We start from the raw sequence: 14,539 nt of genomic DNA, 5'->3' as shown, positions 1-14,539 counted from the left end.
TCAAACACCTCCTTATCAATACCGGTCCACCACAAGATACTGCTGCGCCCCTCGTTTTTGTACCAATATAACCGCCTCACCGCCTTTCAGGGCATTCTTCACCGTGACCGCAACATCACCCACTCCCGGAATTGACATCTGTTCCACATGGTCCGTCAGATACCGCGGTATGAGCAGCTGGCTGGCTGTGACGGTTATTTTCTGATCTATCTGCACTGCCACCGGAGACGTCCCTGTCACAGTCCCTGTGAGTACGTTGCACGGTTTTGCCGCCTCCTCTGCCTGCCGTGAAATGTTCCGTAAGTTCTCAATCCAATCATTATCCACTTATTCCAGCCCCTTTCAATGTTAGGTCCATGGTATGGACTCCCTTATCAATCGAATGTGTGACCGCTTCCACCAGCAGATAGTTTCTGAGCTGCATGTCCTTCACATCCAGGAACACAGGTATAAGGCATCCGGCCCGTACCTTGATATCCCCGAATGCTTTCTTGATAGATAAGCTTTTGGATGGACGGTTGTACAGGCCCAGATACGTCTCCGCTACCTTCTGACCGTCCACCCCCTTGTCCAGGGACTCGCTCATCTGCAGGACGCCCCATTTGTTAATATTTTCCGTATGTTTTGTCATAAAAACATCTCGTTTATTTGTATCATCGTTATCGCGGAAAAGCTTGATTTGGTTGTAGGTATCCTTATCAATACTCACCGTGAAGTCATAGTCCTGAGCCGTTTCATCATCAATCATCACATTGAGCTTCATATCCTCTACATTCCTGAGAGTTAGTTTCCCGACATCGTCATACAGCACGAACATCTTCCCTGTTGCCATCATGGTCAGGTCCAGGGCATTCAGGATAATATCGAACAGTGCCGTATCCGGCTCATTCCTGGAAGGTATCGGGTAGCCAGTATCCTCCAGTGTACCTGTCTGCAGATTGAAGTCCCCGGCAATCATCTGGATGACCTCACCTGCTGTCTTACTTTCATAGTTGTAGCTATCCTTATTCTTAAGGTACCGGAGCTGGTCATAGGCCGTGACCTTGACCTCCCCGTCACTGCCCCAGCTCCGCTCAAAGATAAAACCGAAGAACGTGGGTTTCCCATTCACATCCAGCCGGACGGCGTTCCCCTCTTCGATTTTCAGTTTCCCATCTGATATAATGGAGAAGGAGCATTTTCCTGGCTGCCCCTTGCGTTGGGTCTCCCAGGTTATGCTCCCTTCCACTGCCGGCTCATAGACGGTCTGTCTGTTTTGTATATATACATGCACATTCATTGTCTCAACTCCTTATGGCATCACCAGCACCAGGTCAGCGTGAATTAAGTTTGGGTTGCTAATCTTATCCAGGTTTAAATTATGAATCTCCTTCCACCGGCTTCCATCCCCCAGCTGCTTCTTTGCAATGTTCCACAGACAGTCACCCGATTTTACGGTATATGTTTTTACTTGTGGCCGCGCTGCCGGGCGTTCCGGTTCTGGTGATGCCGCTGCCGGTATCGGCTGTTCTGGGACTATGGCAAAATTCATGATTTTGGTCCCATAATGCCTGGCCTCCTTCATGGTGATGGATACCAACAAATCCAGTCCCTCCTTCACATCATCCGACACTTTGTAGTCCTCCAGGGTCACGTCCATGTTGGTGTCAAAAGAATCACGGATGACAATGAATTCAAAGGTATCACCGCTCTCCTTAAGGTCCTGTAAGCGGCTGATGAACTCCTCCGCATCTTCCACACTCCCGTCCCACATGGCACATGGATAGTCCATCTGGGGCAGGACCACGTCAATGCTGATTTCCGCCAGGCCCGGGGGACGGGTTATATTTATTTCCTCTCCGTTAATAAGAGTGGCTGTCTCATTCTGACCGGGATACTTGATTGGGATTTTCTGCGGCGGAATGGGAAGGAGCATGTCATCTATGTATACCTCGTATGCCATCAGATATGTCCTCCTTCCGCTGCGGATGCCAGGAACTCTCCCGTAAACGCCGCCAAGGCCCTTCCCATATCATCAAAGTCAGTCTTTTTGGTAAGGGTGTTATTGTTTTTGACATCCACCTTGAGTTCAGCCAGGGTGAACCGATTGATGATTTCCTGCTCGGCGGCGTCACGCATGTATTTCAGCTCCTCATCCATCACATCCATTGAATCAGCCATTTTTGCTGTATTACCTGCTGTATTTCCAGCATTCTCATTAATACCTTCCCATGCCCCTTGCGCACCTCCTCCCATGCCGAAATCCCCAGAACCATCAAACAAGCCACTTACCCTGGAATCTATGCCCTGTCCAAACTTATAACCTGCCTTTGCAGCATCTCCATAGTCAATAAAGTCTTTAGCGCTGACGATTTCCTTCCACTTTGCTTCTGATTTAACTTTTGCTGCTGTGTCCTCTATCTTGCTCTTAAAACTATCCAGACCAGATGTTATGTCTACATGTACGCCTGGAATCCTATTAATAATATCCTCAATGGTGTGGGCCATATTGGACATGTAACCTATCACAGAGTTTGCCATATCAAGAAACAGTATCTTAACCGCTGCCGCAAGGTCATTCCACGCGTTATAGAAGAAATTCACCAATGCTGCAATCATATTCCAGGTTGGTATGATAAACGTATTGATAATATGTGCTCCTAAGACGGCGAAAGTTCCTGCAATGATGCCCGTTGCGCTTATGGTCGTGCCCTTCCACTTGTTTACCGCTGCCACTGCTGAATAAATAATGGCTATAAGTGCAATGATTCCTATAATTATCCAGGTAATGGGGCAGGCCAGTAGTGCTGCATTTAATCCATCTTGGGCTACTATCATCGCAATAATTGCCGCAGTTTCCGCCCAATCACAAATTGTTTTCCAAGCGAGCGCGGCAGCATTCTTCAATGTTGTGAGCCACCCTATCCCCATTACCGCATTATATACTATCAGTGCTCCTATAATCCCCCAAATAACTGGCTCAATTACCGGCCAGTTATCCTGAAAGACCCCCACCACGGCACCGGCACCAGAAATCAGCCAGCTAAGAACTGTGATTACAACATTCAAACCTCCTGCAATACCCATTAGGAACTTTTCTGCTTGCGGCATATTTGAATTGAGTGCGGTAAAAAAGCTCATAACCGCAGGATATAACTTTGCTCCAACCGTCTCTTTTATGTCACCCCAGGTATTTGCCATTTGCTGTATCTGACCTTGTGGTGTTGCTGCCATGATAGCGTTCATATTACTTACATTATTTGTAATTACCTCTGCAAGAGTGGCCGCACGTTCCTGCTCATTTCCATACTTTAATATTTTCTCCTGTGCTGCATCAAACGTAACACCTACCCGTGTAAGTGCACTAACCTGACCCTGCATCACCTTTCCCATCATGTTACCGATTCCAATTGCATCCTGGGTGCTTACGTTTACCCCATTCTGCTGCACAGCCAGGTTGTTCATAGCAGGTATCAGTGTGTTTAAGGCATCCGTGGAGCTAAGGAATGTAGCCAACTGTTGGGCACCTGAAAGCTGTACCTCGTCCCCAACCACTCCCAGTCCCTGTTGTGCTGCTGTTAGCGCCTTTACTGACTGTATCTCTGCAGGGCTGGCTCCCATACGCTGTCGCATGATACTCTCCAGTTTTGTTTCCGCCTCATTCTGGACATTTTGCAGTGAGATGGTATCCGATACAAAATTGACCGCCATCCTAATCCCTTGAATACCTGCGTAGGCCCCTACGAATTGTTTTATCTTCATCCCCAGCCCATTGGCAATGCCATTCCCGTCCTGCATTTTCTTGTTAAATTTATCCTGCGACTGCCCTGCCATCTGTATACTTCGCTCCATCTGGTCAACTGACACGTTTACTCTTGCGAGTTCTTCGCGGGCGCTCTGTAAAGCGGCCACATCCAGTGCGTGTTCGGACGCCGTCTGCATTGATTCAAACGTACTGATGGTTATGTTCATGGCATTAGATATTGCGCGTAGCGGGCCTGTCATTCCGTCATAGAGTTTAAGGGATGACTGTATCGTTGCCATTTCATCACTCTCCCTTCTTGCTATATACAGAACACCTATCAACGAACGATGTTCTGGTAATATTTTTTGAATCTGCTGAGCTTATATGTCAACATAACGCGTTATCCTTGTCACTAAAGCGTTAAAAAAACTCTTACTAGATTATCTTGCCTTTACAGTTTGCTCATTGTAAAATAGTTTAAGGAGGTGCGAAATATGTTTAACTTATTTAACTTATTTAAGGGGAAAAACAAAGAGGAACTTGATTCTCCACCTAACTATGTAGACCCAGAACCAATTCCACAAAGTCCGCCCCTTACAAGTAAAAATTCCTTGAGCCAGCGACAAATTACACACCAAATCATTGAGGAAACAGCGTTGACTAATAGTGCTACTATTGACGAGTTAGACCGTATAGCGCAAGAGCGCTCCAATCGATTATACGATGAACGTCAGCAGCGTGTTCACAATTTCAATCCCTTTGAGCTAAATACTAAAAACGTGGATACCTCCCCGTTATCCTCTGTAGAAAAGTATTTTTTAAAACAAATGAGTGAACAAAGTATTGAAAATCCAACTGTATACGCCTACTGGGTTTACGAGTATTCATTGAATTTCGAAACCACCATGACCAAACTATTAGTAAATAATTACCTACAAATATCTGACTCTTTCGCGGATCTGGACTATTTAACCGTCGTTGAGCTCAAATCCATTTTAAAACAATCCGGGCTTAGCGTTTCAGGTAAAAAAGCTGAACTTATTCAACGTATAAAAACAAATATTTCGATTGATCAGCTTTCTGCCAGTCTTAACGACAAAAACAAGAGGTATATGCTAACCAGCAAAGGAAAAGAGGCCATAGCTGGTTTACCAAAATCAATGACAAAGAACCTTGAATTAGAGGATCATTGTTTGGAATGTATTTTCAAAAACAATATAAATGAGGCATATAAATTAGTTTGTGAAAATGAACTGAACAAAACTATTCCAAGAGGTATTGGAATGAATTGGAAACAAGAGTATGAAAAAGGCCTTTCCAGCTTCAAGCTTCAGCTTTATACAAATTTTCTTGAACATGACACGGACTTCATTCCTAAAGTTTTAAAGCCTTATGAACTTCAGTTAAAGGCATGCGTTATTCTTGGAGAATTTTTTGGAGTTGCTATTTCCAAAAGTGCAGATCTCTTTATGCGTATAACAGATAGCAGCCATATTTCAAAATCCGAAATCTTATCCACATTGCAAGAGATGCAATGCAAGCTATTAACTTCTATGCAGCAACATACATTCGATATTCTTCATGGCTAATATTTTGTGAGGCCCACAGAATCTTAAATACTATTAAGAAAAAAACTACCGTTTCTTTCCCCTTTTTAACTTCTGGGCCTCTTTCCTATCTTTTTCCAGTTTCATTTCCACGGCTGCAATCACAATAGCCTTCTCATATCTGTCAAGTGCCAAGAATTCGTGGGGCCATCGATGTAATTTGTGGAGACAATAGTAGGCGATATTTGCTTCCATATCGCCTCCATCAATTAGTTTTTTGCTTCATTCACCAGTTCGTCCATTGATACATCAAACCCATTCACTTCCTGTACCTTTTCTAAATAGTTTGCATATTCGCCGGCAGTCAGCATTGCCTTCAAAAGTGCATCAGCTCCCATCACATGATACGAGTCCTGTAGCTCTTTATCATTTAGGTTTGGGAACACTGTGCACCTGGATGCAAGCCTTCCAAGGTACAAATTGTAATCCGTCTCCTGTGTAAACTGGCCTTTCTTTCCGACCACCGGAACCCTCTTGGTGCATTCTTTTCTGATTGTCTCATCCTCCGTTGATGTAATGGCCTGTATCTCCCATTTCATCGGTTTCCTATCGGTTCCAAGGAAACGCTTTGAAACCACATACATTTCATTTTCTGCCTTCAATGCGTTCTGTGCTAAAAAACTACTTAAATCTCCCATATCCTCTTATCCTCTCTTTCTTACTGCATTCCCTGCAGGTGTCTGAACTGTTCGGGCATCTCCCAATCCTCGAAGGTAAAATCAAGGTCCTCGTCCAAATACTCCGCATCCGCATCAAACTTCGCCAAAATGCCACCATCCACATTACAATCCTTCAGGACAATGGTCTGCCTCCCCACACTGGAGGTCGGGTCCTCGTTGGTTATCTGGATATCAAAATACACATCCTGTCCGGTCTCCTTGTACCGGTACAGCAACTCCCGGAAGATACTGGTATTGTAGTGGAAGGTCGCGGAACCGCTACCTTTCCATCCAGTCGTCTTATTTCCTTTTCCGGTCCTCCCCAGTATCGGTATCTCAGACTTTGTCTTTTCTACACTGGCCTCCAGGTTGATGGCCTGCATGAAATTATAGCGGTTCCCTTCAATCGTGACAAAGCAATCCGCCAGGGATGCGCTTACCGCATCTTTTGCGTTCATTGACTGCATATATGTATCTCCTTTCTTATTTGGTAATCTTCCCCTCCATATGGAACAATCGCCTTTAGCTTTATGAGGATGGCTACATCGATAATGTTTCTGACAATGTTATATCCTCACATGTCAGTATTGTCCCTGTTATCCCCATCACCTTTGATATTACTGACGCCGGAATCGAATACATGCGTTCCCATAGGGAAGCTAAAAGTTAATACTTGCACCTGCCACAGCTTATCAAAGAAACATTCTGAAAGGTATGGGGCCAAATCCATGCCTTTCAGGGTCCTTAATTTTTCTAATAGCAAATCACAGAATTCTTCCTTCTGCTTCTTTTCTGGCAGCTCAGGATTAATCGAACTGGCCAATTCAACCAAACTATCATTGCTCCATGCCCCTTTCTCAGCTGACCACCACTGTCATATATAATTGCGACATACAGTTAATCGGCGTCACCGGGCAATTCACCACAACAGACCGTTTGCTATTCCCGCGCTCTACCGTAATTTCTTTGGACTCCACATCCTCAATCGCCCGCAGCCTTGCCAGCTCCTTGTTGTAGGTCACGATGTCATTCCAGAGGCTCACCCGGCCCGCGTCATCATTTGGCATGATGCCCAGATACTTCGTGTTGAACATAGACGCGATATCATTGCCAATCTGGTCCAGAACCCGCACGGTCTGATTGCTTGAAAAGTCCTCACCTTTTTCCTCCGTGAAGGTTGTCAATGTGTTGATGTCCATCAGAACACGCACATCGTCACCCACCCGGTGGAACATAAATTTTCCGGACTGTACGCCCGCTGACAGCTGTCCCTGGGTGTAGTCCACATCTACGGTAAGCTCCCCATCATACACGTGGTTTTCGTTGGTCTTATTAACCGCACAAGCCGCCTGGACCCCTGTTGTCCAATACACAAGCCCCTGCTCCTGCTCTGCTGCCTTATTCTCCACAGATATGATTCCCTCATAATCTGTATCGGCCTTCCGATACATCACTGTTTGGAACTTCACGCCGGCTTCGTCACGCATCCGCCTCGTATACCCTGCAAATACGGCCTTAACCGTATCATCCTTGGATGGGCAGCATAATATCTGGAACGTATGAGACTCCATCTTGCCTAGGAACTGTGCATAATCCTCCCCGGTCACTGCCTCTCCGTCAGTCCCTCCCGTAAAGGGCATTCCGGACGTTTTTGCAAGGACCGCCTCCTTATTGAACACAACATACGGATTGTCCACAAGCTCCGCAGCTGCCTTCACGGTCTGACGGTCTACTTCCTTCCTGCCAAGCAGTGTCCTCACATCAAATTTATCGCTGTTATCCACATTGGTACTGACGACCAGTGTAAGGTCCTTGCCACGTACACCGCTGTATCTTGCCTGCCCGTAATCACAGGCAGCCTTCGCGCCTGTGTTGAGTCTGTAAAAGATACCCTTGGTCAAATTCCTGAACAGTTCCCTTATCATCCACATCTGCGGCGCATCCGCCGGATAGCCGAATATCTCCTGGCATCTCTCCTGGTAGTCCTGCGCCGTCACTATAAACACTTCCTTTTCCGGTCCCCAACCAAATTCCAGCGGAATTGCCGCTGTTCCACGGTCTGAAAGCAATGCCCCAATTCTGGCTGCGCTCACAAAGTTGATGTACGCCCCTGGAAGTACTTTATTCTGGGCTGTAAAACCTCCGCCTCCTAACATCTATCTCACCTTTCCTTCCATAAATCTCTTGATTGCCGCATCCACCTCTGCAAGCGTATACTCCCTACCATCCTCCAACAAGGCTCCTACCAGGTCCTTCTTTCCCTGGTAGCACTCCGCCTGCAGCAGCTCCTGCTTCTTAAATTTGATTTCTTCCTGTTTTACTGTTTTCAATCCTCAGACCTCCTTAACTCTGTATTTGCAGACAGTTCTTTCATGGATTCTTCCTGTGGCTGTTCCTTCACCACAAACATGTTATAACTGACGAAGAAGGACAGAACCCCACTCTCTGATCTGTGGCTTCGTCCGGTCCCGCGCAGCAGGCTGCTATCTGACAGGGTAATGTACTCCATTCCATCCATAAGGATGTCTGATACCCGGTTCAGTTCCCTGGCTATCTGTGGAATGTCCCCAGGCATGTACTGGATGCACATATCCGTCTGCTTGAAATACCGCCTGCCGATCATCGGCTTTTCAGATGGTTCCAGAAACTGTACAAAAAAACAAGGCTCTTCCAAGCCCTGTTCCACTCCGTCCGTATAGATTGTATAGCCATCACCGAACAGTTCATCCAGACGTCTGGTAACGGCATTCATGATTTCATTAAGCATCAAATACCTCCCGGAGTTTTGCTTCCAGCTTTTTCTCTATCAGTTTCGGCGCCAGGTCATTGATTTCTTTTTCCGATATGGTAAGCATGAACTTTCCCGGGACCCAGGCCTTTTTTGCACTTACGCCTAAGGCTGGGATATAGCGCCCAGGCGTCTGCCGATGACCATATTCCACGTAGGATGCATATTCGGTCGGATTGATAATCTCAATCTGATAGTTATCCCCTATCTTCTGGATATCACCCACCGTCCAGCCGCGTCTTAATGTTCCTCCCTGATACCCGGCCCAGTATTTCTGCTTTATGGCGCCATTCTTTGACAGAAAGGTCCTTGACTTCCCATCGGAACCCTTTACCTTTACCGTCTTCGGTCCATCCAGTTTAGGGGCCTTGCCTACCGGTGTCCTTTGCTTAACTTTTCTCAGCAAGCGGGATGCCAGCTCCTGGATGCATTCCCGGTTGAAGGTTTCCCGCTCCTGCTCCAGACGTTCTATCTGCTTTTGCAGCTTCTTTATTTCCCGAAAATCAAAACTGCCGCCCTTCGCCATTATGCATACCCCTTCCACAGGTCCAGCAGGATTTCCTGGTGGGAAGGGTATACGGCAGCTTTACCACTCTGGGCATAACTCTCGGTCCGGCCCTGCTGGGTGACCTCAATCCGGCTTCCCGGGGAAATGACCCACTCTGGGGCCAGGAACAGCTTGATGGTCTGCACCACAGCCGTAACCGTATCACTGCCGGCCGCCGGCGCCGTGCTGGAATAAGACAAATGGCAGGCCATACCATCCTGTACAAGGACCTCCTCCTGCCTCGTCACTTTCGTCACGGGGTCCTTTACAGATTGCATGCCATAAATCCGGCACGTTCCATCATAGGTAGCCTCTATGGCCTTCCTGTGTATCCTCTGGGCCTGTTTGATTGCATCTCTTATCATTCTACCACCCCAGCTTCCTGTACCGGTTCAGCTGTCCCTGGTAATCCTTCAGGATACCGCCTGATAAAGCGTCCGACGCATTAGCGAAACTGGTGGATGTGTCTCCTTCTGATATGGATGACACCCGGGCCGGCGCATCCCCATCCCCGGGACGCTCATACCGGTACAGGTCCATAGCCATCCGGTATGATGTGCTGGTCAGACCTGCCGGAACCGCTTTTAAGTTGCAATAGTTCTGGATAGTCTCATCCACGTCTTCCATAAGGAACTGCAGGGCGGCATCCTGTGTTGTGTCACTCTCCGGTATCCCTAACAGCCCCTTCAGCTTCTTCAGGTCCATGGCCCCTCCTTAAGAAATGGTAGCAATGAATACCTGGTCCGCATATGGGAAGGACGGCATAGCCGTGGCAACTGCCTTAATCCACCGGCCGACCGGATCCACTGTGTCATATTGTACCACCACGATATTCCCCACAGCAGACACATCCACATCCGGATTCTTACGGAGCTCCAGCTCCTCAGCCGTGAGGCCATAGAATGTATCTCCCAGTTTCCCATCCGGCATCATAATGAATGCTGATTCCGGAAGGAAGCGCGCCGACGAATATTTCCCCTTTGCATCCTGCTGGCGGTACTGTTTGTCATATATAGCAATCTGTGGAAGGCTCTGCTGGGCCAGGAAAGCATTCAGTTCCGCCCTGGTAAGCACCCGGTCACTGTTCACGCCATAGATTGCGGCGCGTATCCTGTGGTCCCGTAAGATGCGGTTCAGGTTGGTCTTGGATGTCAGGGCCCGTGTCGGCGTGAACCCGGTATCCTTGACAATCCGGTCCACAAAGGCATCCATATCCTCCAGGATAGTGGGGTCACCGCTCCCCCATGTCTTGTCAGCCTTATGTGTGCTCGGAATTCCATAATCAATGCTTGCCTTGAAGCCGTTCTCATTGACGGAAAGCTTTCCTGTGGACAGGGCTTCCATTCTCAGGCACTCGACCCTGGTTTTCACTCCCGCCACCAGGTTATCCACATCACCGTAAATCTTCCGGACCATCTCTGCCTCTTCCTGGTCATTCCTGGGGCTTTCAAGGGCAATGATTTCTTTCTCGCCCAGGCGGATTTTCCTCTTGATGAGGGCCAGGTCCTGCATGCTGTAATCAACACCTTCCCTGGAACCCAGTTCCGTCTCGGTGTCGAATGCATGGATGTGGGCGGACACAGGGAGGTCGGACGCGCCCTTAATCATCTTGATTTCCATTGCCTCCGTCTTGCGCTCCGGGAAAAGCACCTCACCCATATAGGCTTCGGTCTGCCTTTCTTTCGTATAATCAATCAGCTCCTGTGGTGTTAATAATTCTTCTACTCTTGGCATGTCTTAATCCTCCTTATACTGTGGGTACGGCGGCCTTGACCTGCAGGCTCCCATCCACAAAAAATTTAATAAATGGCATCTTTTCCACCATCTGGTCCACGGCATCAACCAGGTATTCCCCCTGCAGCCGCTCCGTGTTGACGGAACCGGCAATCATCAGGGCTCCTGCCTGCTGTCCGTATGTGACCTCAGTGGTTGCGAAAAGGATGCCAACGGGTTCCGTTGAGAATTCGTAAGTATAGGCCTCGGGGCTCCCGCCGCGTGTAACCTTTACCACCTTCCCATCCTTGTCCAACAGGCTGCCTGCCAGGACAAGCTTCTTCCCGTCCGAGTCCGCCGTCACCCCGGTGTCCAGTACCGTACAGGTAATGTTCTCATAATGCTCGTTCCTCAGGAACTCCGGAGAATTATCGTACGTCTTCTTTGCTAAATACATGTCATTTCCTCTCTTTCTCTATTTTGTTGCCCATGCATCCGCATAGGGGTTTTTTGAGGTTTCTTTGTTCAGGCTCTCCGCCACCGTCTTGGCCCAGCCGCCTCCTGATGTCTCACCGGCCTTCGGTTTATATCCGGGTTTTCCACTGCCCTGTCTGGAGACCGCAGGGGCAGAATCCTTAAACAGGAACGCCTTGCCTTCCTTCAGCGCCTTTACCTGCTCTTCAAGGCCAGTGACCTTCCCGTCGTCCCCCAGGAGCAGCTTGCTTTTATCAATAAGGCCGGACACAAGGTCAGCGTCATGGGCAGAGTCACCGATTGCAAGCTTGATGGCAGTGGTCAGCTTTAATTCTTTCATATCCGCCTCATATTTCTCTTTGGCGGCCTTATTCTCCGTCTGGAGGTCCGTAATCTGTTTCTGGAGGTCCTCATTGCTGCCGCTGGCCTTCTTCAGTTCCTCCAGTTGTTTGTCCCTGGTCTTGATGTCTTTTTCCAGTTGGGCTTTTGTGGCGTTCAGGGCCTCATAGTCCGCTTTAGGAACGTAGCCCTCCAACTCCTTCTTTGATTCCTGTTCCGCCTTAGCCGCCAGTTCCTCGCTGATGCCCAGGGCGACAAATTCTTCTTTTTTCATGGTCTTTTCCTTTCTTTTCGGTATATTTCAATCAACAAGGTCTGCATAGACCCAAACCTGATTAATCATTATTAGAGCATAAAAATAGCACCCAGGATAATCCCGCGTGCTTATCGCAAATTATAACCCGTCCGTTTCATGTTTGATTTCATCTTCATCCAGATGTGCCGTAACATTCATGGAAACTTTCGTCACTGCCGGCTCGTAAGTTGCAAGAAAGATATCCGGCTTACATGGATATATCTCCCCGGCTATACCACGGATAATGTAATCCCCGATACTGGCTTCATGTACCCCTTCCAGTGTCCGAATCATGAATTTCACTTCTGGGGTTCCCTCGTTTTCAAACCAGGCACTCCCATTTCTGACTGCCTCGATAATCCATTCAGGGTCATCCTCCTGCTCCGGCCCTCCCGTCCACTGGAATGCCTCAATTACCACTGGTTTCTTTCTGTACTTCATTCTTATCCTCTCTTTCCGTTGCGATATCGCAACAAATAAAATACCACCGGCCATTACTGACTGGTGGTTATCTAATACCATAAAACCGTTTTTTCTTCTGGAGGATTTTCTGACTTAGAAAGCCTTGCAAGTTCATATCTGACATGCGCCGGAGCCATCATCCCAGCCCTGTCGTGTTCCACAACCTCACCATCAGACAGGCGCATCCTCATAAACCCCTTTGGTTCTCCGCCTTCCGGGTAATAATCCGCCGATATATCATCCTGGGTCTTTTTTATGTTTTTCAAGACTACCATAGTATTCCAACACCTCCTTGTTATAATCATATTTCTGTGATGCCAGCTCATGGGCTTGCTGATGCGATATTCCTGGATTTCTTCTCTTAATTTCCATTTCCAGCAGCTCATGCTCAATCAGAGTCCTGTCATGCGGCTTAATGTCTTTCCCGATCATGAGCCTTTGCCAACTCTGGGCAATTGCACAATCCGGGTCAAAGCGTCTCCGGACGCCCGTATCCGGATCGGTTAAGGATTCAGCCTCAAACAGATATTCCTTGATTTTCCGGATGTCTGTCTCACTCTTCCCTAAATTCCCGGCTATCTTCCCAGCATCCGTTGAGAAACCTCGTATCTCGGCATAATACATTTTCGCAAAGTCTTCTGCCTCTTTGCTGAACAGGTCTGTGATACGGGCTCCTGACTTCATTATATCAGGTTCTATCCCCTTTTCAACAACAAACTTCCTTTTCCAGTCCTTATACTTTAAATCCGCAGGTACATAATATGTTTCCCCATCCCCGTCCCTGGCAGCCCGCTGTTCCCCTTCCGTGAACTCATCATCGAAATATGGTACCGTGGTGGACCTGCAATTGGGATGAAAAGGCGGTGCTGTAACGCCCACCCTGTAATCCTTCATGTCAAAGACCTTGCCGTCCATATCCCTGCATATTTCAGAGGTCTGGCCGTCCAGCGTGGCCAGAATCTCATACTTCTCCACTCCCAGTTCCTTCAGGCAATCCTTCTGGGCCGCTGAAGAGATGGCGGCTGACTCAGTCATGATGAGGCGCCCGGCCTGGCTTCGGCTGACCTCCATTGTCTTTGACAGGCTGTCTATGGCCTTCTGGGGTGAGGCTCCACGGATGATGTTCTGCGTCAGCTCGGTATGCAGGTTCCTGACCAGCTTACCCTTATTAGTCCAGATACGGTCTGAGAAATTCGCCCCGTCCTGCGCCCAGGGGTGCCTGATGATGACATCCATCTTCCGGTTATCCAGTTGCACCAGGTTGCTCCCCATGCCAGTCCCTTTAGCAATTTCATAGGCCGTGTGATAATACTGCTCTCCATAGGACTTGCGCAGGTAATCCGTCATGCCGCCTTCAAATTCCGTGGATAGCAGTTCCGCATGCTGCTGCATCTGGAGTTTCATGGCCTCAAGATAGGAAATGTGATGGCGGGCGGATGCATTCTCCAGCTCCTTCATCCAGCGCTGGTCAACGGCATTTTCCTCGCCAGCCTTTATGTAATCCTCGACCGTCCACCTGAATTCCTTCAACTCGTTCTTCTTAAGCAGCTTCTTGGCGCCCGCATAACTAATATCGTTGTTGTCTGCCAAGCGCTGGTACCAACGTATAATATCCATCTGTATGCTGTTGGTCGCACGTATGTATTGTCTCTGGACATCCTTGTAGTAAGCAGCACTACGTTGGTACTGGTCATCCTCCAAGGAAGCCATGCGTTTTCCCCAATAGTCCTTATTCTTATCCGTGGGTGTCACCTCCCTTCATTGCTTTGTCTCCGCCCTCGCGGCTTGTCTTTTGACGAGTTTTTACAATCCGGCGGTCTCAAAGCGTATTCCCAGGAAGAGTTTGAAGCTATACCTGATGAACCATTCGACCGTCATGTTGCTACCGTAACAACGTTTTCAAATTGGGAAGATATGCTCGGTAAGGCAAC

The 14,539-nt window shown here is 48.1% G+C and carries 21 protein-coding genes; 1 reads left to right on the top strand and 20 read right to left on the bottom strand.

What is annotated here, in order from left to right:
• Positions 1-15: 15 nt before the first annotated feature.
• The 4 genes from G614_RS0100910 to G614_RS29190 are packed head-to-tail and all read right to left on the bottom strand — an operon-like array spanning position 16 to position 4,023.
• Positions 16-327 (bottom strand): DUF2577 domain-containing protein, encoded by a 312-nt coding sequence (locus tag G614_RS0100910; RefSeq protein ID WP_027640415.1) that lies wholly within the window; start codon positions 325-327, stop codon positions 16-18.
• Entirely contained in the window at positions 320-1,279 is a 960-nt protein-coding gene (locus G614_RS0100905) for an XkdQ/YqbQ family protein (RefSeq protein ID WP_027640414.1), read from the bottom strand. The genes G614_RS0100910 and G614_RS0100905 overlap by 8 nt, the downstream gene beginning before the upstream one ends.
• Before the next feature lie 12 nt (positions 1,280-1,291).
• Positions 1,292-1,942 (bottom strand): LysM peptidoglycan-binding domain-containing protein, encoded by a 651-nt coding sequence (locus G614_RS0100900; protein WP_027640413.1) that lies wholly within the window; start codon positions 1,940-1,942, stop codon positions 1,292-1,294.
• Positions 1,942-4,023 carry a hypothetical protein gene (locus G614_RS29190; RefSeq protein WP_049948035.1) on the bottom strand — a complete coding sequence of 694 codons (2,082 nt, stop codon included), beginning with the start codon at positions 4,021-4,023 and terminating at the stop codon, positions 1,942-1,944. The genes G614_RS0100900 and G614_RS29190 overlap by 1 nt, the downstream gene beginning before the upstream one ends.
• 195 nt (positions 4,024-4,218) lie before the next feature.
• On the opposite strand from G614_RS29190, the gene G614_RS0100890 reads away from it, so the two are divergent.
• Positions 4,219-5,313 (top strand): SAP domain-containing protein, encoded by a 1,095-nt coding sequence (locus G614_RS0100890; protein WP_027640412.1) that lies wholly within the window; start codon positions 4,219-4,221, stop codon positions 5,311-5,313.
• 45 nt (positions 5,314-5,358) lie between these two features.
• On the opposite strand, the gene G614_RS31860 is transcribed toward G614_RS0100890, so the two are convergent.
• The 16 genes from G614_RS31860 to G614_RS0100810 form a co-directional block, all read right to left on the bottom strand.
• The gene (locus G614_RS31860; RefSeq protein ID WP_166430210.1) at positions 5,359-5,526 is read right to left on the bottom strand and encodes a hypothetical protein; all 168 of its coding nucleotides are present in this window, start codon (positions 5,524-5,526) and stop codon (positions 5,359-5,361) included.
• A 14-nt stretch (positions 5,527-5,540) separates the two neighbouring features.
• Positions 5,541-5,969, bottom strand: coding sequence for a phage tail assembly chaperone (locus G614_RS0100880; protein WP_027640411.1), 429 nt, complete (start codon positions 5,967-5,969; stop codon positions 5,541-5,543).
• Positions 5,970-5,989: 20 nt separating this feature from the next.
• Positions 5,990-6,457: a phage tail tube protein gene (locus tag G614_RS0100875; protein WP_027640410.1), complete on the bottom strand. Its 468-nt coding sequence runs from the start codon at positions 6,455-6,457 to the stop codon at positions 5,990-5,992.
• 107 nt (positions 6,458-6,564) lie between these two features.
• On the bottom strand, positions 6,565-6,822 hold the full coding sequence (locus G614_RS0100870) for a hypothetical protein (RefSeq protein ID WP_027640409.1): 258 nt from the start codon (positions 6,820-6,822) through the stop codon (positions 6,565-6,567).
• 25 nt (positions 6,823-6,847) lie between these two features.
• Positions 6,848-8,146 carry a phage tail sheath family protein gene (locus G614_RS0100865; protein ID WP_027640408.1) on the bottom strand — a complete coding sequence of 433 codons (1,299 nt, stop codon included), beginning with the start codon at positions 8,144-8,146 and terminating at the stop codon, positions 6,848-6,850.
• Positions 8,147-8,320, bottom strand: a complete 174-nt coding sequence (locus tag G614_RS31855) for a hypothetical protein (RefSeq protein WP_166430209.1) — start codon at positions 8,318-8,320, stop codon at positions 8,147-8,149.
• Positions 8,317-8,757 carry a phage tail terminator family protein gene (locus G614_RS0100855; RefSeq protein WP_027640407.1) on the bottom strand — a complete coding sequence of 147 codons (441 nt, stop codon included), beginning with the start codon at positions 8,755-8,757 and terminating at the stop codon, positions 8,317-8,319. Before G614_RS0100855 ends, G614_RS31855 begins: the two co-directional genes overlap by 4 nt.
• A complete protein-coding gene (locus tag G614_RS0100850) occupies positions 8,750-9,304 on the bottom strand; it encodes an HK97 gp10 family phage protein (protein WP_027640406.1) in 555 nt (184 codons plus the stop codon). Before G614_RS0100850 ends, G614_RS0100855 begins: the two co-directional genes overlap by 8 nt.
• Complete coding sequence (locus G614_RS0100845; protein WP_027640405.1) at positions 9,304-9,690, bottom strand: hypothetical protein; 387 nt, start codon at positions 9,688-9,690, stop codon at positions 9,304-9,306. The genes G614_RS0100850 and G614_RS0100845 overlap by 1 nt, the downstream gene beginning before the upstream one ends.
• Position 9,691: 1 nt before the next feature.
• Entirely contained in the window at positions 9,692-10,030 is a 339-nt protein-coding gene (locus tag G614_RS0100840) for a phage head-tail connector protein (RefSeq protein ID WP_027640404.1), read from the bottom strand.
• 9 nt (positions 10,031-10,039) lie between these two features.
• Positions 10,040-11,059, bottom strand: coding sequence for a major capsid protein (locus G614_RS0100835; RefSeq protein WP_027640403.1), 1,020 nt, complete (start codon positions 11,057-11,059; stop codon positions 10,040-10,042).
• 13 nt (positions 11,060-11,072) lie between these two features.
• Entirely contained in the window at positions 11,073-11,495 is a 423-nt protein-coding gene (locus tag G614_RS0100830) for a hypothetical protein (RefSeq protein WP_027640402.1), read from the bottom strand.
• Positions 11,496-11,513: 18 nt separating this feature from the next.
• Entirely contained in the window at positions 11,514-12,125 is a 612-nt protein-coding gene (locus tag G614_RS0100825) for a phage scaffolding protein (RefSeq protein ID WP_027640401.1), read from the bottom strand.
• Positions 12,126-12,245: 120 nt separating this feature from the next.
• Complete coding sequence (locus G614_RS0100820) at positions 12,246-12,587, bottom strand: hypothetical protein (RefSeq protein WP_002589158.1); 342 nt, start codon at positions 12,585-12,587, stop codon at positions 12,246-12,248.
• Between the two features lie 71 nt (positions 12,588-12,658).
• On the bottom strand, positions 12,659-12,883 hold the full coding sequence (locus G614_RS0100815; protein ID WP_027640400.1) for a hypothetical protein: 225 nt from the start codon (positions 12,881-12,883) through the stop codon (positions 12,659-12,661).
• Positions 12,846-14,318 (bottom strand): minor capsid protein, encoded by a 1,473-nt coding sequence (locus tag G614_RS0100810; RefSeq protein WP_044917300.1) that lies wholly within the window; start codon positions 14,316-14,318, stop codon positions 12,846-12,848. Before G614_RS0100810 ends, G614_RS0100815 begins: the two co-directional genes overlap by 38 nt.
• Between the last annotated feature and the right edge of the window lie 221 nt (positions 14,319-14,539).

The sequence above is a fragment of the [Clostridium] clostridioforme AGR2157 genome (assembly GCF_000424325.1).
Classification (GTDB): domain Bacteria; phylum Bacillota; class Clostridia; order Lachnospirales; family Lachnospiraceae; genus Enterocloster; species Enterocloster clostridioformis_A.
The sequence above is the reverse complement of the archived record's forward strand: the minus strand, read 5'-3'. Positions and strand labels throughout refer to the sequence as shown.